This is a genomic window from Pseudomonas sp. R4-15 (genome assembly GCF_055768815.1).
This window is the reverse complement of record NZ_CM147293.1, coordinates 2,218,398-2,236,135: the sequence shown is the minus strand read 5'-3', so window position 1 is coordinate 2,236,135 and position 17,738 is coordinate 2,218,398. Positions and strand designations below refer to the sequence as shown.

The 17,738-nt window shown below is 65.2% G+C and carries 16 protein-coding genes; 12 read left to right on the top strand and 4 right to left on the bottom strand.

Annotated elements, in window-relative coordinates; genetic code table 11:
• The first annotated feature begins 34 nt into the window (after window positions 1-34).
• Entirely contained in the window at window positions 35-2,167 is a 2,133-nt protein-coding gene (locus ACYRGX_RS10660) for a putative bifunctional diguanylate cyclase/phosphodiesterase (protein ID WP_473056532.1), read from the top strand.
• Here ACYRGX_RS10660 and ACYRGX_RS10655 read toward each other — a convergent pair.
• Complete coding sequence (locus ACYRGX_RS10655; RefSeq protein ID WP_473056531.1) at window positions 2,157-2,945, bottom strand: hydroxypyruvate isomerase family protein; 789 nt, start codon at window positions 2,943-2,945, stop codon at window positions 2,157-2,159. The two genes, ACYRGX_RS10660 and ACYRGX_RS10655, sit on opposite strands and share 11 nt — an antisense overlap.
• A 177-nt stretch (window positions 2,946-3,122) precedes the next feature.
• Here ACYRGX_RS10655 and ACYRGX_RS10650 point away from each other — a divergent pair, with 177 nt between their 5' ends.
• From ACYRGX_RS10650 to phnE, 4 genes are read left to right on the top strand one after another with little or no spacing between them, the layout of a single operon-like run.
• The gene (locus tag ACYRGX_RS10650) at window positions 3,123-3,974 is read left to right on the top strand and encodes a putative selenate ABC transporter substrate-binding protein (RefSeq protein ID WP_473056530.1); all 852 of its coding nucleotides are present in this window, start codon (window positions 3,123-3,125) and stop codon (window positions 3,972-3,974) included.
• Window positions 3,971-4,771, top strand: a complete 801-nt coding sequence (locus tag ACYRGX_RS10645) for a phosphonate ABC transporter ATP-binding protein (protein ID WP_473056529.1) — start codon at window positions 3,971-3,973, stop codon at window positions 4,769-4,771. The genes ACYRGX_RS10650 and ACYRGX_RS10645 overlap by 4 nt, the downstream gene beginning before the upstream one ends.
• Entirely contained in the window at window positions 4,765-5,586 is an 822-nt protein-coding gene (locus tag ACYRGX_RS10640) for a PhnE/PtxC family ABC transporter permease (RefSeq protein WP_473056528.1), read from the top strand. The genes ACYRGX_RS10645 and ACYRGX_RS10640 overlap by 7 nt, the downstream gene beginning before the upstream one ends.
• The gene (gene phnE, locus ACYRGX_RS10635) at window positions 5,583-6,347 is read left to right on the top strand and encodes a phosphonate ABC transporter, permease protein PhnE (protein WP_473056527.1); all 765 of its coding nucleotides are present in this window, start codon (window positions 5,583-5,585) and stop codon (window positions 6,345-6,347) included. Before ACYRGX_RS10640 ends, phnE begins: the two co-directional genes overlap by 4 nt.
• Here phnE and ACYRGX_RS10630 read toward each other — a convergent pair.
• On the bottom strand, window positions 6,344-6,640 hold the full coding sequence (locus ACYRGX_RS10630) for a DUF2288 domain-containing protein (protein ID WP_473056526.1): 297 nt from the start codon (window positions 6,638-6,640) through the stop codon (window positions 6,344-6,346). The two genes, phnE and ACYRGX_RS10630, sit on opposite strands and share 4 nt — an antisense overlap.
• 286 nt (window positions 6,641-6,926) lie before the next feature.
• Here ACYRGX_RS10630 and ACYRGX_RS10625 point away from each other — a divergent pair, with 286 nt between their 5' ends.
• The 5 genes from ACYRGX_RS10625 (at window position 6,927) to ACYRGX_RS10605 (ending at window position 11,837) form a co-directional block, all read left to right on the top strand.
• Window positions 6,927-8,042 (top strand): branched-chain amino acid ABC transporter substrate-binding protein, encoded by a 1,116-nt coding sequence (locus ACYRGX_RS10625; RefSeq protein ID WP_473056525.1) that lies wholly within the window; start codon window positions 6,927-6,929, stop codon window positions 8,040-8,042.
• Between the two features lie 155 nt (window positions 8,043-8,197).
• On the top strand, window positions 8,198-9,112 hold the full coding sequence (gene livH / locus ACYRGX_RS10620; RefSeq protein ID WP_473056524.1) for a high-affinity branched-chain amino acid ABC transporter permease LivH: 915 nt from the start codon (window positions 8,198-8,200) through the stop codon (window positions 9,110-9,112).
• Window positions 9,109-10,368, top strand: coding sequence for a high-affinity branched-chain amino acid ABC transporter permease LivM (locus ACYRGX_RS10615; protein ID WP_473056523.1), 1,260 nt, complete (start codon window positions 9,109-9,111; stop codon window positions 10,366-10,368). Before livH ends, ACYRGX_RS10615 begins: the two co-directional genes overlap by 4 nt.
• Entirely contained in the window at window positions 10,365-11,132 is a 768-nt protein-coding gene (gene livG, locus ACYRGX_RS10610; protein WP_473056522.1) for a high-affinity branched-chain amino acid ABC transporter ATP-binding protein LivG, read from the top strand. Before ACYRGX_RS10615 ends, livG begins: the two co-directional genes overlap by 4 nt.
• A 3-nt stretch (window positions 11,133-11,135) precedes the next feature.
• Window positions 11,136-11,837, top strand: a complete 702-nt coding sequence (locus ACYRGX_RS10605; RefSeq protein WP_473056521.1) for an ABC transporter ATP-binding protein — start codon at window positions 11,136-11,138, stop codon at window positions 11,835-11,837.
• A 144-nt stretch (window positions 11,838-11,981) separates the two neighbouring features.
• Here ACYRGX_RS10605 and ACYRGX_RS10600 read toward each other — a convergent pair whose 3' ends face one another.
• Entirely contained in the window at window positions 11,982-13,139 is a 1,158-nt protein-coding gene (locus tag ACYRGX_RS10600) for an integrase core domain-containing protein (RefSeq protein ID WP_473053455.1), read from the bottom strand.
• A gap of 612 nt (window positions 13,140-13,751) precedes the next feature.
• Between ACYRGX_RS10600 and ahpC the strand changes: the two genes are divergently transcribed.
• Both ahpC and ahpF read left to right on the top strand, forming a co-directional pair.
• A complete protein-coding gene (gene ahpC, locus ACYRGX_RS10595; protein WP_473056520.1) occupies window positions 13,752-14,315 on the top strand; it encodes an alkyl hydroperoxide reductase subunit C in 564 nt (187 codons plus the stop codon).
• A 148-nt stretch (window positions 14,316-14,463) separates the two neighbouring features.
• Window positions 14,464-16,017 (top strand): alkyl hydroperoxide reductase subunit F, encoded by a 1,554-nt coding sequence (gene ahpF / locus ACYRGX_RS10590; RefSeq protein ID WP_473056519.1) that lies wholly within the window; start codon window positions 14,464-14,466, stop codon window positions 16,015-16,017.
• A gap of 83 nt (window positions 16,018-16,100) precedes the next feature.
• On the opposite strand, the gene ACYRGX_RS10585 is transcribed toward ahpF, so the two are convergent.
• Window positions 16,101-17,660 carry a L,D-transpeptidase family protein gene (locus tag ACYRGX_RS10585; protein WP_473056518.1) on the bottom strand — a complete coding sequence of 520 codons (1,560 nt, stop codon included), beginning with the start codon at window positions 17,658-17,660 and terminating at the stop codon, window positions 16,101-16,103.
• Window positions 17,661-17,738: the final 78 nt, after the last annotated feature.

Genomic DNA, 17,738 nt, shown 5'->3' with positions numbered 1-17,738 from the left:
GCCTCCAAGCCACCTCGATGTAGGAGCCGGCACCGTGGATTGGTCCAGCATCAGCACCCTCTTCACGCTGCCTCAAGGCGACTATCAAGCCCTGCCTTTCGCCCATAATCACTGGCTGGTGCTGCTGTCGTTCCTGGTGGCATTGATCGCCAGCGTCACCGTACTCGGGATGACCGAGCGCCTGTCCAACGCCACGCTGAGCAAGGAGCGCTGGCTATGGGGAAGTGTCGGGGCGCTGTGCCTTTCCGGCGGAATCTGGTCGATGCATTTCATCGCCATGCTCGCCATGCAAGTTCCCATCAGGATCAGCTACGACCTGATCAGCACCCTGGGTTCACTGCTCATTGCATTGATCGCCGCCGGCCTCGCCATGTACACCCTGGCACAGAAGGAACTGCCCCTACGCCGCTACGTGACCGCCGGCTTCTGCGTCGGCCTGGGCATCGCCGCGATGCACTACAGCGGGATGATGTCGATCCGCTCCGACGCCAGCCAGCACTACGATCCCTGGATCTTCGCGCTGTCCCTGGTGATTGCCATGGTTGCGGCGCTGGCGGCGCTACTGATCGGCATTCATCCCCGGCCCCGCCATAACCTTAGCTGGCGTATCGCCGCCAGCCTGTTGCTGGCCACCGGCATCGTCTCGATGCATTTCAGCGGCATGGCCGCACTGACCCTGTCCATCCCCGGCCACACCTCCGTAAGCGCACAACCGCCCAGCAATGCCATCCAACTGGGTGCGGCCATCGGCACGATCAATGTAGTGATCGCCCTGATGAGCCTGGGTGCCGCCTGGTCCAACCGCCAGATCGAGCGACGCGAAAGCGACCTGCGCCGGGTCAGCGCGCTGGTCGAGCAGTTGGATAGCGCGCGCAGCTCGCTGCAGAGGGCAGCCGTGCGCGACCCGCTCACCGGACTGTTCAACCGCCGTGGCTTCAACGAACTGTTCGCCACCTGGCTGCAGGAGCATGCCAGCGTCGGCCGGGCACTGGCGGTGATGTTCCTCGACATCGACCACTTCAAACGGATCAACGACACCCTCGGTCATGACGCCGGCGACGAACTGCTGAAGATCACCTCGCAACGCCTGGCCTGCGCGCTGCGCGACGGCGACGTGATCGCCCGCTTCGGCGGCGACGAGTTCTGCATCATCAGCAACGCACAGAATGTCGACCAGGCGCGCCTGCTGGCCCTGCGCATCATGCAAACGATGAAGAAACCGATCGGCCTGGCCGGTCGCAGCCTGGCGATCACCACCAGCATCGGCATCGCACTGTTTCCCCGCGATGGCGAGGACACCGAGACGCTGCTCAAGCACGCCGACATGGCGCTGTATCAATCCAAGGCCAGCGGCCGCAATCACTTCGCCTTCTTCAGCGACCATCTGCGCAGCAAGGCGAGCATGGACCTGGAGCTCGAGGAAGGCCTGCGCAAGGCCCTGCGCTCCGGCGAAGGCCTGCAGCTTCATTACCAGCCGATCTACGAGCTACCGAACCGTAAAATGGTGCGAATCGAAGCACTGCTGCGCTGGGATCACCCGCAACATGGCCTGCTGACGCCGGATCGCTTCATCGGCATCGCCGAGGCCAACGGCTTCATCAACGAGCTCGACGACTGGGTGCTGAACATGGCGTGCTGGCAGCTTGCCAAGCTGCATCGTCAAGGCCACATGCTCGGCGTCACGGTGAATTGCTCGGCGCTGAGCCTCTCCGACGAGCGCCTGCCCGAGCGCATCGAGCAGGCACTCATCGCCACCGACCTGCAGGCGCGCTGGCTACAACTGGAAGTCACCGAGAACAGCCTGATGGGCAACATCAACCGCGCCGTGGGCATTCTTCAGGAAATCCGCGGACTGGGCGTCACCGTGGGCGTGGACGACTTTGGCACCGGCTATTCCTCGCTCGCCTATCTCAAGCGCCTGCCACTGGACACCCTGAAGATCGACCGCTCCTTCATACAGGAACTGGCCAGCAGCGAAAGCGACCGGCAGATCGCCGAGGCGATCCTCGCCATGGCGCGCGCACTGCATCTACAGGTGGTCGCCGAAGGCGTGGAGAGCGAGGAGCAATTGAGCTTCCTCGTCGCCCACGGCTGTGAGCGCGCCCAGGGCTACCTGTTCTCCCCGCCCCTGGCACCGGCGGCATTGGAACGCCTGCTCAGCCAGTGAGCCCCTCGCGCCAGCGCGCAAGCCAGTTCAGCGAAGCCGAACCGGCGCCCTGCGGACGATATTCCGCCGCCAGCCAACCGGGATAGCGCACGGCTTCGAGCGCGGTCAGCGCAGCAGCGAAATCCACCGTCCCGGTACCCGGCTCGCCGCGTCCGGGGCAGTCGGCGAATTGCACATGGCCGATGTGGCCTGCCAGCTCCAGCACCGCCGCAGCGGGCTCGATGCCCTGGCGAGCCATGTGGTACAGATCCAGTTGTGCGGCGAGCGCCGGATGCCCGACGCGCTCGATCACCTCACGCAGTTCAGCCGGAGTGCAGACCAGGCAACCCGGTACATCCAGGGGGTTGAGCGCCTCGCACAGCACCGCGATGCCTCGTTCGGCGAAAGCCTCGGCAGTGCGTCGCAGGTTCCCCGCCAGGCATTCCAGCGCCGCCTCGCGCTCGACGCCCTCGGCAAGACGCCCAGGCAGCACGTTGACCCAGCAGGGGCGCACCTGCTCGGCATAGGCCAAGGCGGTGGCCAGTGCCTCGTCGAACTGCGCCTGCCGCTGCGGCACTGCGGCCAGCCCCGCGCCGCCCTGTTGGAAATCGCCCGCCGGCAGGTTGATCAACAACAAGGGAAGATTCGACGCCGCCAGCGCCTCGCTCAGCACCGGGGCTGGAACCTCGTAGGGAAACTGGATCTCGACGCCGTCGAAACCCGCCGCGGCGGCGGCAGCGATACGCTCGGGGAGCGGCAGCTCGGTGAACAGCAAGGAAAGATTGGCAGCGATCTGCATCGGGGCTCCGGTAGCGGCGATGCCGCACGTGGTCTGGATTGATTTTAGGGTTGGGCCCCGCCAAGGCTTCCAGCAGAGCGCCTCACGTGAAACGGCAAGAGACCCTAGCACATGGCCAGGCCAGGCGCGCGACCCTATACTCTCCACGCTTTTTCCGCCATTGAACCGGAGAACCCGATGTCCAAACGCTTTCTGGCGCTCGCCGCCGGCGTCGCCCTGAGCGCCGCCTCCCTGCTCAGCCACGCCGCCGATGCCCTGCGCGTCTCGGCCATCCCCGACGAAGCCCCGACCGAGCTGCAACGCAAATTCAAGCCGCTGGGCGAATACCTGGAACAGAAGCTGGGCATGCCGGTGCAGTTCGTGCCGGTTTCCGACTACGCCGGCGTGGTCGAAGCACTCGCCGCCGACCGCCTGGACATGGCCTGGCTGGGCGGCTTCACCTTCGTACAGGCGCGCCTGAAGACCGGCAACGCCATTCCCCTGGTGCAGCGCGCCGAGGACGAGCAATTCACCAGCAAGTTCATCACCGCCGACCCGGACGTGAAGAGCCTGCAGGACCTCAAAGGCAAGACCTTCGCCTTTGGCTCGATCTCCTCGACCTCCGGCAGCCTGATGCCGCGCTACTTCATGCTCAAGGAAGGCATCCAGCCCGAGGAGTTCTTCAGCCGCGTCGCCTACTCCGGTGCCCATGACGCCACCGTGGCCTGGGTCGCGGCAGGCAAGGCCGACGGTGGCGTGCTCAACGCCTCGGTCTGGAAGAAGCTGGTCGACGCCGGCAAGGTGGATACCGACAAGGTCCGGGTGCTCTCCACCACGCCGCCCTACTACGACTACAACTGGACGGTGCGCGGCACCCTGGACCCGGCGCTGGCCGAGAAGATCAAGCAGGCCTTCCTCGACCTCGATCCGGCCAAACCGGAAGACAAGGCGATCCTCGACCTGCAGGCCGCCAGCCGCTTCATCGAAACCAAGCCGGAAAACTACGAGGGTATCGAGCAGGCCGCACGCGCCGCCGGCCTGCTGAAGTGACGCTGCGCCTCGCTGGCGTGGGCCTGGTCCACGCCAACGGCCAGCGTGCCCTGCAGGATGTGAACCTGGCGATCGACGCCGGCGAACGGGTGGCCATCATCGGCCCCTCCGGCGCCGGCAAGACCACCCTGTTGCGCCTGCTCGCCACCGCCCTGCGTCCCAGCGAAGGCCGGCTGGAGCTGCTCGGCACGGCCCCCTGGAGGCTCTCCGCCAGCGCTCGCCAGCGCTTGCGCACGAAACTCGGGCTGGTTCACCAGGCACCGCCCATCCCCCCACGGCAACGGGTGGTGACCGCCGTGCTCGCCGGGCGCCTCGGGCAATGGTCGCTGCCCCGCGCGCTGGCCAGCCTGCTCTATCCCAGCGATATTCCGGGCGCCCGCTCGGCCCTGGAGCGACTGGATCTCGGCGAACGCCTGTTCGAGCGCAGCGATCGCCTCTCCGGCGGCCAATTGCAACGTGTCGGCATCGCCCGCGTGCTCTACCAGCAACCTCAGCTGATCCTTGCCGACGAGCCCGTCTCGGCGATGGACCCGGTGCTCGCCAGCCACACCTTGAAACTGCTCAACGACGAAGCGCGCCTGCGCAGCGTGACGCTGGTCGCCAGCCTGCATGCGGTCGAGCTGGCGCTGGAGCATTTCCCGCGGGTGATCGGCGTACGCGACGGACGCATCGCCTTCGACGCGCCAGCCAGCGCCGTCACCCCGGCGCAACTGGAAGCGCTCTACGCCAACCAGCAACTGGCCGAGCGCAACGCACCGCTCGCGCCAGCCCCCCTGGCCAACGCCCCACGATGCTGAGACGCCACGACCCCGCCGCGCTACCGCGTCTATTGCTGACGCTGGCCGCCCTGCTTCTGCTGTGGCCCGGGGTACGCCTGTCCGAACTCGATCTGGGCGTGCTGTTCGATGGCGAAAATGCCCGCAGCATGGGCAACTTCCTCTCGGGCTTCTGGCCGCCGGCGCACGAGGGCGAGTTCCTTGCCCTGCTCGCACGCGCCACCCTGGAAACCCTGGCCATCGCCACTGCAGGCATGGCGCTGGCGATGCTCATCGCGGTCCCCAGCGCCTTGCTCGCCAGCCGCGCGCTGTCGCTCTCGGCGGTCCACCGTGGTGGCCGTCCGCTGTGGTGGAGCGCGGCACTACGCTGGCCGGTGCGCGCCCTGCTGATCTTCCTGCGCAGCGTGCCTGAGATCGTCTGGGCATTGCTCTTCGTGCGCGCCGTCGGCCTGGGCCCGACCGCCGGGGTGCTGGCCATCGCCATCACCTATGGCGGCATGCTCGGCAAGGTCTACGCGGAGATTCTCGAATCCGTCGACAGCCGCCCGGCACGCGCGCTGATGGGGGCCGGCAGCTCGCGAATGGCCGCGTTCGTCTACGGCCTGCTGCCCAACGCGGCGGCCGAGCTGGTGTCCTACAGCGTCTATCGCTGGGAATGCGCGGTACGCGCCTCGGTGGTGATGGGCTTCGTCGGCGCTGGCGGCCTGGGCCAGCAATTGGACCTGTCGATCCGCATGTTCGCTGGCGGTGAGGTGGCGAGCATGCTGCTGACCTTCCTGCTGCTGGTGCTCGCCGCCGACAGCCTCAGCCGCGTGCTACGCGGGAGGCTCGCATGAAGCGCCTGGGCAACTACACCTTGCTCTTGCTGCTGGTGCTGGCGGTCGCCGGCTCATTCGCCTATCTGCACGTCGACCTGCCCGGCCTGCTGCAGGACGATGCACTGGCGCAGATGGGCAGCTACGCCGCCGGCTTCGCCCACCCCGACCTTTCCGCCGGTCACCTGCGCAGCACCGGGCAGGCGACCCTGGAAACCCTCGCGATGTCGGCGCTCGGCACCTTGCTCGCCGCACTACTCGGCATGCTCCTGGCACTGCCGGCGTCCGGCCGCTTCGGGCTGCTCGCCGAGCAGGCCGCACGCCTGCTGCTCAATGCACTACGCGCGGTACCGGAACTGGTGTGGGCCGCATTGATGGTGCTCGCCGCGGGCCTGGGGCCGAACGCCGGAGCGCTGGCGTTGGCGCTGCATACCGCGGGCGTGCTCGGCAGGCTGTTCGCCGAGGCCCTGCAGAACACCCCCGCCGAGCCAGCCGAGGCGATTCGCCTGGGCGGCGGCGGACGGATCGCCGCGTTCTGCTACGGCACCCTGCCCGGCGTCTGGCCGCAGTTGTTGGCGTACAGCCTGTACCGCTGGGAAAACAACATCCGCATGGCCAGCATCCTGGGCTTCGTCGGCGCAGGCGGCCTCGGCCAGTTGCTCTACCAGACTCTCTCGCTGTTCCAGCAGGCACAGGCGGCGACGGTGATCCTGGCGATGCTCCTGCTGGTCCTGCTGGTCGACGCCCTCTCCGGCTGGATGCGTCAGCGCTGGGTGGTCTAGCTCCGCTCCTGCACCAGCACCCAGGGGGCCACCACCACCGCCCACAACTGCGGATCACGTGCCAGCAGATCCTGCGCACGTTCGACCTCCAGGCGCTGCAATGCGCCGCGCTCCATCGCCACAGCGACCCCGGCGCGATCGTCGCTGGCAACCGCTTCGGCCAGCGCTACCAGGTCCTCTTCTTCGGCCACCCAGAGCAGCGCGCCCCGGGCGAAGAAGGGCTCCAGTTCCTTCCAGTCGATGCGCGCGGTTTCGCCGAGCAGTTTGGCGTAGAGCGGGCTGGTCTCGTTCATCGGAAAACTCTCGGCGGGTGAAAAAGGGGCGTCATGATAGCGCCCCGCCGCGGCCGGGCAACGCCTGCGTCAGCCTGACCCCGGGGGAGCGTGGCGTTTTTCTATACACTTGTTGCGTTTTGGCGACACTCGGCTGGCACCTGGCCTGCGTTGCCTTCCCAGCCTGCCGGTAGCGCTTCTAAACTGTACCGTTACAGTTGTCGTACGAATTTTCGCGCATACCGCGATGGCTCGGCGACCACTGCCGCCAGACGGACCTACAACGAATAATCGAGAGTGGAGCACTATGAGCGCAATGAAGATTTCGCGTCTGTTCGCCGCCATGGCCCTGGCTGGCCTGGCCGGCCAGGCGCTAGCCGCCGATACCATCAAGATCGGCCTGGCCGGTCCGGTCACCGGTCCCGTTGCCCAGTACGGCGATATGGAATTCATCGGTGCCAAGATGGCCATCGAGCAGATCAACAAAGCGGGTGGCGTCGACGGCAAGCAGCTCGAAGGTGTGGTCTACGATGATGCCTGCGATCCGAAGCAGGCCGTGGCAGTCGCCAACAAGGTCGTCAACGACGGGGTGAAGTTCGTCGTCGGCCACCTGTGCTCCAGTTCCACTCAGCCCGCCTCGGATATCTACGAGGACGAAGGCATCCTGATGATCAGCCCGGCTGCCACCAGCCCGGAAATCACCGCACGTGGCTACCAGCTGATCTTCCGCACCATCGGCCTGGACACCATGCAGGGCCCGACCGCCGGCAACTACATCGCCGAGCACATCAAGCCCAAGGCCGTTGCCGTGATCCACGACAAACAGCAGTACGGTGAAGGCATCGCCAGCGCGGTCAAGCAGACCCTGGAAGCCAAGGGCGTCAACGTGGTGATGTTCGAAGGCATCAACTCCGGCGACAAGGACTTCTCCTCGCTGATCGCCAAGCTCAAGCAGGCGGACGTCGACTTCGTCTACTACGGCGGCTACCACCCGGAACTCGGCCTGCTGCTGCGCCAGACCCACGAGAAGGGCCTGGACGTGCGCTTCATGGGTCCGGAAGGCGTCGGCAACAAGGAAATCTCCGCGATCGCCGGCCCGGCCTCCGAAGGCCTGCTGGTGACCCTGCCGAAATCCTTCGACCAGGATCCGAAGAACCAGGCGCTGGTCGAGGCCTTCAAGGCCAAGAAAGAAGACCCGAGCGGCCCGTTCGTGTTCCCCGCCTACGCCGCCGTGCAGGTGATCGCCGAAGGCATCGACAAGGCCGGCAGCGAAGAGCCGGAAGACGTCGCCGCCGCGCTGCGCGCCAACAGCTTCGACACACCCACCGGCACCCTGGCCTTCGACGAGAAGGGCGACCTGAAGGACTTCAACTTCGTCGTCTACGAATGGCACCAGGACGGCAGCAAGACCGAAGCCAAGTAACACCCTCGCGAAACCCACGAGGCCCACTGCGTGATGCAGTGGGCCTCGTTCATTGAAACCCCGCCTCCGCCCGCCTTCGCTGGCGCGAAGCAACAGTGCAGTTCCACGGACCCCGCAACGCCGAGTCGGCGTGGCGGCAGGCCCAGGAGTCAGGTATGCCCGAGCTCTATCACTACCTACAGCAATTGGTGAACGGCCTCACGGTCGGTAGCACCTATGCCCTGATCGCCATCGGCTACACGATGGTCTACGGCATCATCGGCATGATCAACTTCGCCCACGGCGAGGTGTACATGATCGGGTCCTACGTGACCTTCATCGTCATCGCCGGCCTGGCCATGTTCGGCATCCACAGCCTGCCGGTGGTGCTGATCGGCGGTTTCGCCGCCGCGGTGATCGTCACCAGCGCCTACGGCTACAGCATCGAGCGCATCGCCTACCGTCCGCTGCGCGGCAGCAACCGGTTGATCCCGCTGATCTCGGCGATCGGCATGTCGATCTTCCTGCAGAACGAAGTGCTGCTGGCACAGGATTCCAAGGACAAGGCGATCCCCAACCTGATCCCCGGCAACATCGTCATCGGTGACGATGGCGTGATCATCTCCTACATGCAGATCCTGATCTTCGTGGTCACCTTCCTGGCCATGCTCGGACTCACGCTGTTCATCTCCCGCTCGCGCCTGGGACGCGCCTGCCGCGCCTGCGCCGAAGACATCAAGATGGCCAACCTGCTGGGCATCAACACCAACAACATCATTTCCCTGACCTTCGTCATCGGCGCCGCGCTGGCCGCCGTCGCCGCGGTGCTGCTGGGTCTGCAATACGGCGTGATCAACCCGCACCTGGGCTTCCTCGCCGGCATCAAGGCGTTCACCGCCGCGGTGCTTGGCGGCATCGGTAGCATTCCCGGCGCCATGCTCGGCGGCCTGCTGCTGGGCGTCGCCGAAGCCTTCGGCGCCGACGTCTTCGGCGACCAGTACAAGGACGTGGTGGCCTTCAGCCTGCTGGTCCTGGTGCTGCTGTTCCGCCCCACCGGCATCCTCGGCCGTCCGGAGGTGGAGAAGGTATGACCGCCGCACGCTTCAAATACGCCTTTTTCAGCGCCCTGCTGGTGCTCGCCGTCGCCTACCCGGTACTCGGTCTCAAACTGACCACCGTCGGCATCCAGCTCGAAGTGCATGGCGCCAGCGCCAGCACCCTGTGGATCATCGCCGCCTGCGCGGTGGGCATGTTCGTCTGGCAATTGCTGCGCCACCGCCTGCCCGCCGGCTGGGCCAAGCACACCAGCCTGCCCAGCGTACCGGCCGGTGCGGGGGGCTTCCTCACCCTGCCGTCGACCCAACGCTGGGGGCTGCTGGCGCTGATCGTGCTCGCCCTGGCCTGGCCATTCTTCGGCTCGCGCGGCGCGGTGGACATCGCCACGCTGATCCTCATCTACGTGATGCTCGGCCTGGGCCTGAACATCGTCGTCGGCCTCGCCGGCCTGCTCGATCTGGGCTACGTCGGCTTCTACGCCGTCGGCGCCTACAGCTATGCGCTGCTGTCGAGCTACTACGGCCTGGGCTTCTGGATCTGCCTGCCCATCGCCGGCGCCATGGCTGCGTTGTTCGGCTTCCTGCTCGGTTTCCCGGTGCTGCGCCTGCGCGGCGACTACCTGGCGATCGTCACCCTGGGCTTTGGCGAGATCATCCGCATCCTGCTGCGTAACCTCACCAGCATCACCGGCGGCCCCAACGGCATCAGCAACATCGAGAAGCCGACCCTCTTCGGCCTGTCCTTCGATCGTCGCGCCGCCGAGGGCATGCAGACCTTCCACGAGTTCTTCGGCCTGCCCTACAACTCGATCAACAAGGTGATCTTCCTCTACCTGATCGCCCTGCTGCTGGTACTGCTGACCCTGTTCGTCATCAACCGCTTGCTGCGCATGCCCATCGGGCGCGCCTGGGAAGCGCTGCGCGAAGACGAGATCGCCTGCCGCGCGCTGGGTCTGAACCCCACCGCGATCAAGCTCTCCGCCTTCACCCTGGGTGCCTGCTTCGCCGGTTTCGCCGGCAGCTTCTTCGCCGCCCGCCAGGGCCTGGTGACGCCGGAATCCTTCACCTTCATCGAGTCGGCGATCATCCTCGCCATCGTCGTGCTCGGTGGCATGGGCTCGCAACTGGGGGTGATCCTCGCCGCCATCGTGATGATCCTGCTGCCCGAGCTGATGCGCGAGTTCAGCGAGTACCGCATGCTGATGTTCGGCGCCCTGATGGTGCTGATGATGATCTGGCGTCCGCAGGGCCTGTTGCCCATGCAGCGCCCCCACCTGGAGTTGAAGCGATGAGCCGCCCCCTTCTCGAAGTGAGCGGGCTGTCCATGCGTTTCGGCGGCCTGCTGGCCGTCAACGGGGTGGCCCTCAACGTGGCAGAAAAACAGGTGGTGTCGATGATCGGCCCGAACGGCGCCGGCAAGACCACCGTGTTCAACTGCCTGACCGGTTTCTACAAGCCCACCTCGGGCAGCATCCGCCTGGACGGCGAGCAGATCGAGGGCCTGCCGGGCCACAAGATCGCCCGCAAGGGCGTGGTGCGCACCTTCCAGAACGTGCGTCTGTTCAAGGACATGACGGCGGTGGAAAACCTGCTGATCGCCCAGCACCGGCACCTCAACACCAACTTCCTCGCCGGCCTGTTCAAGACCCCCGCGTTTCGCCGCAGCGAAGCCGAGGCGATGGACCTCGCGGCCCACTGGCTGGAGCGGGTCAACCTGCTGGACGTGGCCAACCGTCCCGCCGGCACCCTCGCCTACGGCCAGCAACGGCGTCTGGAAATCGCCCGCTGCATGATGACCCGGCCGCGCATCCTGATGCTCGACGAGCCGGCCGCTGGCCTCAACCCGCGCGAGACCGAGGACCTCAAGCAACTGATCGGCATGCTGCGGGACGAGCACGGCGTCACCGTGCTGCTGATCGAGCACGACATGCACCTAGTGATGAGCATTTCCGACCACATCTTCGTGATCAACCAGGGCACGCCCCTGGCCGACGGCGTACCGGAGCAGATCCGCGCGAACCCGGACGTGATCAAAGCCTACCTGGGGGAAGCGTAAGCGATGCTGTACTTCGAGAACGTCTCCACCTTCTACGGCAAGATCCAGGCGCTGCACGACGTCGACGTCGAGGTGCGCAAGGGCGAGATCGTCACCCTGATCGGCGCCAACGGCGCCGGCAAGTCGACCCTGCTGATGACCCTCTGCGGCACCCCGCGGGCGGCCAGCGGCAGCATCCGCTTCGAGGGTGAGGAACTGGTCGGCCTGGAAACCCCGCAGATCATGCGCAAGAGCATCGCCGTCGTCCCCGAGGGACGCCGCGTGTTCGCCCGCCTGACCGTCGAGGAAAACCTCGCCATGGGCGGTTTCTTCACCGAAAAGGCCGCCTTCCAGGAGCAAATGGACAAGGTCCTGCACCTGTTCCCACGGCTCAAGGAACGCTTCCTCCAGCGCGCCGGCACCATGTCCGGCGGCGAGCAGCAGATGCTCGCCATCGGCCGCGCACTGATGAGCCAGCCGCGCCTGCTGCTGCTCGACGAACCCTCCCTGGGCCTGGCGCCGATCGTCATCCAGCAGATCTTCGAGATCATCGAGCAATTGCGCAGGGACGGCGTGACCGTATTCCTCGTCGAGCAGAACGCCAACCAGGCGCTCAAGCTCGCCGATCGCGGCTACGTGCTGGAGAACGGTCGGATCGTCATGCGCGGCAGCGGCGAAGAACTGCTGCACGACCCCAAGGTGCGCGACGCCTACCTCGGTGGTTGATTTCACCCTGCTCTGCCCACGGCCCTTCGGGGCCGTTTTCGTTGGCTACGTCTGCGATAAACGTTGCACACCCTGCAGGGCAGCCGTGGCTCCCCCTCTCTGTGCAACCGGAGCATAGGTAACAAATTAAACCGGCAGCATGGGTTACACCTTTCCCCTCGCATGCCATTGGGATGCGGGCTCCAATCGTGAAGTCTGCAGGTTGATGTAACCCAGCAGGTGAAAGCTATAACGCACCTCCAGGCGTCCATCATCGACTTCACGTAACCCCACACGATGCTGGGCTAGCAGCTCGCTGATGTAAACGAGGCGGCCTTTGCACTTGATCTCACCGTTTTGTCGAACGTTGCGTACCTGCTGGTCCTCGTTGTACTCGACAGGCCGCTGCACTGGCGAATACCGGCGCAGCGAGGCTTGATATAGGCTCGCTGGCGTATATCTGTCCAAGCCTTCATGGCTACGGTGCTCATTGAACTCCTTGCGAAATGCGGCTAATGCTGCCTGTTGAGCGAGCGCCGACGTTCCACGCAGCTGATCACCGATAGCCCGATTGAGTGATCCATGCATGCGCTCATGACGAGCATTTTGCGTCGGCGTGCCCGGCTGGGTGCGATGCACTCGGATGCCTAGTTCAACCCACCACTTCGACAAGCGCGTCAGGCCTCCCGCGCCTCGACTGGCAAAGGGGGAGCCGTTGTCGGTCAAGAGCCCCTCGGGCAAGCCATACTCATGGAAAACCCATTCGAAGATTGGCTTGGCCTGCGCGTAATCAGGGGCCTGCACGGCATGGCAGCCAAGCAGGAAACGGCTGGCGTTGTCCGTCACCGTCAAGGGATAGCACCAGTGCCCGCCCTGCGTAACGTACTGACCTTTGTAGTCCGCGCTCCACAACGCATTGTTGCTGCGGCCTAGCTCGAAGGGCTCGGGCGCCGCTGGATAGGGCCTACGATAGCGCCGCTGTTTGACCAGCCCAGCAGACTTGAGCACCTCACCGGCGGTACTGTCCGCCGGCCAATCGTGGCCAGGCCGCTCGCGGCGCAACAGGTCCATCACCTTCTTGGGACCAAAGCTGGGATGCTCTTTCTTGACGGCTACGATCTGCTCAGCCACCTGCGGATTTACCGCATGCGGGCAGCAGTGAGGGGCTTTAGAGCGCTCCATCAGACCCTCGGCTCCCGCGCGCTGATAGCGCTCGATCCATTTATAGACGGTCTTGCGGCTCAGCCCATAGCCCACGGCGAGCTCACTAATCGAGTACCGGGCGCTTAGCCAGTCGGCAATCAGCTTTACCTTCAAATCCATTACACAAGTCTCTTTCCAGGGCATGGGCAGCACCTCCTGCTCACACCGTAACTTGTGTAACCCATCCTCCCGGTCTCGTTTGTTACCCATGTTGCCGGTTTGGACACTCCCCGACCCTCTCCCGCGAGGGTAGAGGGAGGGTTTGCGCGAGATCGAGGATTAGCGGCGCGCTCTGAGGCGTTGTCTGCGTGATAACGCTGCTCTGACTTGTACCCAGGCTGCCGGTTTGGACAGAAATAGCCCCTCCCCTCGTGGGAGAGGGGGAGCGGACGACTCCGCCTTTTATCCCAAGGCTCTGTCTGCATGAGCTGTTGGTCCTGCCCATTCGGCTTTTGCAGGAGCAGGTTTATCCGCGAAATTTACGAATGAATTCCCGCCTACAGGGCGTGCGACCGTTAGCGCTGACATAGCCTTTTCATTTCGTCATCCCGCAGAGGGATGATGCCCTTGCAAAATCGCCAGTCGGCACCACATTTAACGATCCGGCTAAGACGCAGGCCCTAAGATAGAGCGAGCCAATGGTGTTGATGCTTTCAATCAATTTTGCTCAACACCCTTGAGCCGGTAAGGTTATACCCAGATTTCAAAACCCAACCCGCTAAGGAGTTGCACATGTCCGTCATCAACACCCAGATCAAGCCTTTCACCGCTCAGGCTTTCAAGGATGGCAAGTTCATCGAAGTGACTGACGCTGACGTCAAAGGCAAGTGGTCTGTCTTCTTCTTCTACCCGGCCGACTTCACCTTCGTTTGCCCCACCGAGCTGGGCGACGTAGCCGACCATTACGAAGAGTTCCAGAAGCTGGGCGTGGAAATCTACTCCGTCTCCACCGACACCCACTTCACCCACAAAGCCTGGCACGACGCTTCCGAAACCATCGGCAAGATCAAGTACACCATGCTGGGCGACCCGACCTGGGAAATCTCCAACAACTTCGAAGTACTGCGTCCGGGCCAGGGCCTGGCCAACCGCGGCACCTTCATCGTTGACCCGGAAGGCGTGATCCAGGCTGTGGAAATCACCGCTGAAGGCATCGGCCGTGACGCTTCCGACCTGCTGCGCAAGGTCAAGGCTGCTCAGTACGTCGCCTCCCACCCGGGCGAAGTCTGCCCGGCCAAGTGGAAGGAAGGCGAAGCTACCCTGGCTCCGTCCCTGGACCTGGTCGGCAAGATCTAAGGAACGCTCGGGCGCGGCACAGACCGCGCCCCACGATGCTTCCGTTGCCTTGCACTGCTGATTGAACTTTCACCAGTGCCCGACGCCCGGGCGCGATGCGTCCGGGCGTTGTCGTTTCCGAAATTCAGACTCTAAGGAAGCTGCCGTCATGTTGGACGCCAATCTTAAAGCCCAGTTGAAGACCTACCTGGAACGGGTCACCCTGCCGTTCGAGATCGTCGCGTCCCTCAATGACAGCGACAAATCCCGCGAGATGCTGGAACTGCTCCAGGAAATCGTCGGCCTGACCGACAAGATCACCCTCAAGACCGATGGCGACGACACCCGCCGTCCGTCCTTCGCCCTGAACCGCCCAGGCGAGAACATTTCCCTGCGTTTCGCCGGCATCCCCCTGGGCCACGAGTTCACCTCGCTGGTGCTGGCGCTGCTGCAGGTCGGCGGCCACCCGTCCAAGCTGGACGAGGACACCATCGCGCAGATCAAGGCCATCGAAGGCGAATACAACTTCGAGACCTACTTCTCGCTGTCCTGCCAGAACTGCCCGGACGTGGTCCAGGCGCTGAACCTGATGGCGGTGCTCAACCCCAACATCCGCCACGTCGCCATCGACGGTGCGCTGTTCCAGAACGAGGTCGAGCTGCGCCAGGTGATGTCGGTGCCCAGCCTGTACCTCAATGGCGAACCCTTCGGCCAGGGCCGCATGGGCGTCGAGGAAATCCTCGCCAAGCTCGATACCGGCGCCGCTGCCCGCGATGCAATCAAGCTCAACGCCAAGGAAGCCTTCGATGTGCTGGTGGTCGGTGGTGGCCCGGCGGGCGCCTCGGCGGCCATCTACGCCGCACGCAAGGGCATCCGTACCGGCATCGCCGCCGAACGTTTCGGCGGCCAGGTGCTCGACACCATGGCCATCGAGAACTTCATCTCGGTGCAGGAGACCGAAGGGCCGAAACTGGTGCGCGCGCTGGAAGAGCACGTGAAACAGTACGAAGTGGACCTAATGACCCTGCAGCGCGCCAGCGAGCTGGTCCCGGCGAACACCCCCGGCGGCCTGCACGAAGTGCGCTTCGAGAGCGGTGCGGCGCTGCGCGCCAAGACCGTGATCCTCGCCACCGGCGCCCGCTGGCGTGAAATGGGCGTGCCCGGCGAGCAGGAGTACAAGGCCAAGGGCGTGTGCTTCTGCCCGCACTGCGACGGCCCGCTGTTCAAGGGCAAGCCGGTCGCGGTGATCGGCGGCGGCAACTCCGGCGTCGAAGCGGCCATCGACCTGGCCGGGTTGGTCAGCCACGTCACCCTGCTGGAGTTCGCCGACACCCTGCGTGCCGACGCCGTGCTGCAGAACAAGCTGTACAGCCTGCCCAACGTCACCGTGATCAAGAGCGCCCAGACCACCGAAGTCAAAGGCGACGGGCAGAAGGTCACCGGCCTGGTCTACAAGGATCGCACCACCGACCAGCTCAGCGAGATCGCGCTGGACGGCATCTTCGTGCAGATCGGCCTGTTGCCCAACAGCGACTGGCTCAAAGGTACCATCGAGCTGTCGCGCTTCGGTGAGATCATCATCGACGCCCGCGGCGAGACCAGCGTGCCGGGCGTGTTCGCTGCCGGCGACGTGACCACCGTGCCGTACAAGCAGATCGTCATCGCCATCGGCGAAGGGGCCAAGGCGTCGTTGTCCGCCTTCGACCACCTGATCCGCAGCTAAGCGAGCGCTGGGCCAAAACGAAAAACCGGAACCCTCTTCTTGGGTTCCGGTTTTTTTGTGCCGACAACTTGCCCTTTGAATGTCTAGACCGGCCCGTCCTGCGGCGGGAGTTCGATGGCCTGGGAGCGCAGGTCCTGCGAGGCCTTGTTCAACGCGGCCAGGATCTTCCCATCGTGACCGTAGAGATCCGGACGGAAGTTGAGCTGACCATCCGCATCCACCTGCGCGGTCCAATACGCCAGCAGGATCGGAATCGGCTTGGGCAGGTCGGCACGGCGCGTCTCGCCACTGGCCCAGCGCGCCTGGATGCGCTCGCGTTGCGCCGGGGTGGCGTCGGCCAGCAGTTGGTCCACCAGTTGCGAGACGTTCTCCACCCGCACGCAGCCGGAGCTGAAGGTGCGCGGCAGGCGATCGAACAGACGCTGGCTGGGAGTGTCGTGCAGATACACCAGGAACGGATTGGGGAAACGAACCGCCACGCGCCCCAGCGCGTTGTGCGGCCCGGCCGACTGGCGCACCAGCAACGCGCCCGGGCGCATCCAGTCGACGCTCGCCGGGTCCACCGGATGGCCCTGGTAATCGATCACCTGCATATGGTTGGCGGCCAGGTAGCCCGCCGCGTCGCGGCGCAGCTCCGGCAGCTTGTCCTCGCGCAGGATGGTCGGGGGCACCGTCCAGGTCGGATTCAACGTCAGGTGGGTGATACGTGACTTGAGGATCGGCGTCTCCCGCGACGGCCGCCCTACCTGCACCCGCGCCTGCCAAGTCCGCTCGCCACCGCGGTAGACGGAGACCTGCGCGCCGGCGATATCCACCAGCACGCCATCGCTCGGGACTTCGTGGGCGATCCAGCGCATGCGCTCGAGATTCACCCGCACCTGGTCCATGCGTTGCGCCGGCGTACGGTTCAACTCGCCCAGGGTGGCCGGGCCAAGGACTCCGTCGTCGTTGAGCAGGTGGCGACGCTGATAAGCCTTCACCGCCGCCACCAGGGCGTCGTCGTAAAGATTCCCGGAGGAAACGACGCCGGCGTCGAGGAAGCCTTCGTCACGTAGTCGCTCGATCAGCAGCGGCACGCGGCCATCCACCGCACCGGGACGCAGCAGCTCCCCGCCCGGCACCGGCAACCAGGCCGGCGACTGTTCGCGGCGCAGGCCCGCGTAGGCCTGGCGCAGTCCCCGATAGAGGGCGAAGTGGGGACGCACCTGGTCGAAGGCGGCCGCCGGATCGGCCAGTCCCTCGGCGGCCAGGGCGAGCAAGGTGCCCTGGTCCGGGACCGGCTCGCTGCCCTCGGCGTACCAGATCGGCTCGACGTTCGCCGGATCGAGGCGGCCACGCCCCAGGTCCTGCAGCGCCTCCAGGTAGGCATAGCTGGCCAGTACGTCGTTGCAGGCCTGCAGCCGCGGCGAGGGTTTTGCCTCGCTCCACAGCTGCCGCAAGCCGCTGAGCAGGTAATCCTCGGGTTGCAAGCCGTCGTCACCCAGCGCCTGCAGTTGCTCGAACAGCGCCCGAGCCCGATCGCCATCCCAGGCCGGTTGGTAGTGACGTTTCTCGTAGAAGGTGCGCAGGCGCTGCCATTGCAGCGGCGGCACCGTCGCCTGCGCGGCCAGGCAGCTCGGCCGAGCGGCCTGCAGTTGCTGCATCACGGCCTGCGCCGCCGGTTCGATCGGATCGGCCGGCACCTCGGCCCAGGCGAGCGGCGAGAAGACAAGTACCCACGT